Below are 3,180 nucleotides of genomic sequence, written 5' to 3'. Positions count from 1 at the left end.
TTTGGGGAAATTTCAAAATAATGTATACCTCCACTACATTCTATAGTAAACGGAAAGTGCACTGTTGTCACCACCCATATCATTCCTGCTATAAAGAAGGTAACTATGGTAATTCCAATACTTATTAGGCGGGGAGGAACTTTGCCTATTATCTTCCTCACTCGCTCACTTCTGAGTTCTATATTATCGTTTGCTTCCATTAATTTAATATCTTTATTGGTTCTAGTTTCCCAGTTCCAGTTGGTTCTTCACTAGATTGTAGTAAACTTCACGCTTCGCAATAAGTTCATCGTGGCTTCCAGACTCTGCAACCATACCGTTGTTTATGGCTATTATTCGATATGCCCTTCAAGCACGGGATAATATCCAAGCATAAGTCGAACAAGGGTGGTCTTGCCACTACCGGATGCACCTACTATCGCAGTAACCTTTCCCTGCGGTATATGTATGTTGACATTATCCAGTGTTTTTTTTGATCGCATAAATAAAAACTACTCATACCCTATTTATAACCTTCCTGTATTAATACCAAATCCCTTTTGTTTTATATTGAGTTTTTTACCAAAGCGATAAGAGAGCGATAATTTCAAAACACGATAAGGGTTGCTATCAAACACATAAGTTGCATCTTGGTCATAAACTATCGATTTAGTATGTGATGCTAACAAATTCTGACACTCCATCCCTATAGATAAACGTTTATCGAAAAGTAAATATTTCAATCCTAAATCGGTTCTATATCTAGATAAGCTTTCGCCCACTATATCTTTTTCTTTGGATTGATATTGTCCCCAAAGAGTAGCCATTAGCGTTTTCTTTCGGTTGAAATAGATATTATTGTTCATATACAAAAATACCGAGGTGTTATTTGTCTTTATCAAATTATATCCAGCCATTGGACGAGAAATAATGGTATAAATGCTTCCCTCAATATCACTGTCAAACCAAGAAATCTTGTTAAAATAGTATGCCGCATCTAGGCTATACATCTGTTTCTTCATTACATTGTCTGAGGTCATTGTTGTCAGTTTTCTTTCATTGTCTATCTTTATGTACGAGGATATCACACGATTCTTACACATGGCACTTGCTGATACAGAAAAATCGCCAAGTGTATAACCGAGTTCTGCTGTATATGATTTCTCAGGCAACAGACCTGAATTTCCTGTTGTTACAGTGTAGGCATCTTTATAGGTAGTAAAGGGATTGATATCAACATAACTTGGTCGGTTTATTCTGCTAGACATACTTAAACTGAGCACCCGATCCTCGCTCCAACTATAATTTAGATAAGCTGTGGGGAATATATCAAACTGATACTTTACTGTGCGTTGGCTCATCTTGATTGAATTTCCGTCAAGCTTACCATATTCACCACGCACACCAAGTTTAAAATCCCAATGATCTGAGTATTTATGCCTTAAGTCAGCATAAGCAGCAATAATACATTCGCGATAGATAAAGTGGTCATTTAAATCTTGTTCTGTGCTTATTCGCTCATAGTGAGTTTGATTGTCTGTCTTTGATTGTGAATAAGACGCACCATACGACACAGAACCTTTTCCTATCGGTATCTCCATATCAGCTTTGGTTTGGTAGATTTCTATCAAATTCTCAGGACGGCTCTTATAACTCAAATTCTCATCGTGCAAGGTCTGTAAGTCCACCACATCATGGATTGTATAATTCAAATAGTCTGCATTTACATTCAGCACTCCGCCTTTGCCTATATTGGTAAGTGTATAATGCAGATTAGTATTATAGCGATTGTAGTTGATTTTGGAATTGGTTGTCGTTTCAAAATACTTAAACAGATGGTTCGTTTCGGAAGATATAACTGAAGTATTTGCCGTTTTATCCGCATCAGGCTGCATATTGGTATATGAGAAGATAGCTCCAATTGATGAATTATCAGTCCACAGATAGTCCAGACCAGCAGTAGTAACAATGTAATCATTGGATTTAAGATTCCGATTTGTTGTATTCCAAGTCTCGGATGAATAGTCAATACAATTTTTGCTATCTGACCGCATAGTACCTAAACCAACTCCGGTAGTCATATATGCCTCTACTTTGTTGCGCTTATATTGCAGGCTGAAGCTCGCATCATCATACACTGACTTTCTGACAGATAATTTGTTTGATACATTACCTCCCAAATAATCGTTTCTCAGTTTCTTTGTAACAATATTAATTACTCCAGCACTGCCTTCGGCAGAATATTTGGCAGGAGGAGTCGTCATCACTTCAATCTGCTTTAAATTGTCTGAAGACTGCGAACTCAGATAAGCCATCAATCCTTTCATATCCATTTTTATCTCCCTACCATTCACCAAGAAGATTATTTTTCCTTTGTTGAGCATACTGATACCATCATCCTGCACCAATACACCAGGAGTATGTTTCAACACGTCCATAAAGTTTGTGGCAACAACATTCAGTCTCTCGGCGTTAAGCACCACACGGTCAATCTCCCGACGAATGAGTGGAGTCTTAGCTGTCACCACCACTTTATCTATGGCTATAGCAACACTATTAAGCATTACACTGACAGACATATCTTTGTTGACCTCTAACTGATGTGTATAGTCTGCATAGCCAATGCACGAAACCTGCAAAGTATATGTTTTTGGTACCAAGTCGTTAATTTTGAAGCATCCCAACGAATCGCTTATACAACCAGTAATAATGTTACCATTACTATCTTTTAAAACAACAGTTGCCATATCCACAGCAATGCTCTTTTTATCTGTAACCTTTCCAGACAGTCTGATTTGTGCATAAGATGTATTCGCAATAAAGACTGCTGTAAGAAAAATATATAAAAACTTAGCCATTATATTTCTTTACCATAGATTTAACCCAAAAATATGTTTCCAAATAATCACTTAATGATGTGTTAATACTTCTTAAAGAACAGATACTTTTTGACCATTCCCCATTATGCTCTAGGATTTTCTGTCAATGTTATTATATCATTATCAGGATTATTAGCGAATGTGCTAATACATGTTGAACTAAGCAACAGCATCATAACAAAAAATAAAATGTTTTTTTTCATGCTTTAATCTCTATTTGTTTAATTTAGTTTTTGTCTTTCGGCAGAGCAAAGTTATAAACGTTTTTATTGCTATCCAAATTTTTATACAAGAAAATCAAAATGGTGGTTAAATGATACCC

General features: G+C 36.2%; 1 protein-coding gene and 2 pseudogenes. All 3 read right to left on the bottom strand.

The window, feature by feature from the left end; translation table 11 throughout:
* Window positions 1–200: pseudogene (locus B045_RS15545) on the bottom strand (hypothetical protein); the annotation flags it as partial.
* Between the two features lie 138 nt (window positions 201–338).
* A pseudogene (locus B045_RS15145) lies at window positions 339–470 on the bottom strand (ATP-binding cassette domain-containing protein); the annotation flags it as partial.
* A 36-nt stretch (window positions 471–506) separates the two neighbouring features.
* Entirely contained in the window at window positions 507–2,837 is a 2,331-nt protein-coding gene (locus B045_RS0110970; protein WP_018464304.1) for a TonB-dependent receptor domain-containing protein, read from the bottom strand.
* Window positions 2,838–3,180 lie beyond the last annotated feature (343 nt).

The sequence above is a fragment of the Segatella paludivivens DSM 17968 = JCM 13650 genome (assembly GCF_000373185.1).
Taxonomy (GTDB): Bacteria; Bacteroidota; Bacteroidia; order Bacteroidales; family Bacteroidaceae; genus Prevotella; species Prevotella paludivivens.
The sequence above is the reverse complement of the archived record's forward strand: the minus strand, read 5'-3'. Positions and strand labels throughout refer to the sequence as shown.

What these genes read in the sequence shown, in the direction of transcription:
- B045_RS0110970 (WP_018464304.1), bottom strand. Translation starts at nt 2,837, where the DNA reads ATGGCTAAGTTTTTATATATTTTTCTTACAGCAGTCTTTATTGCGAAT.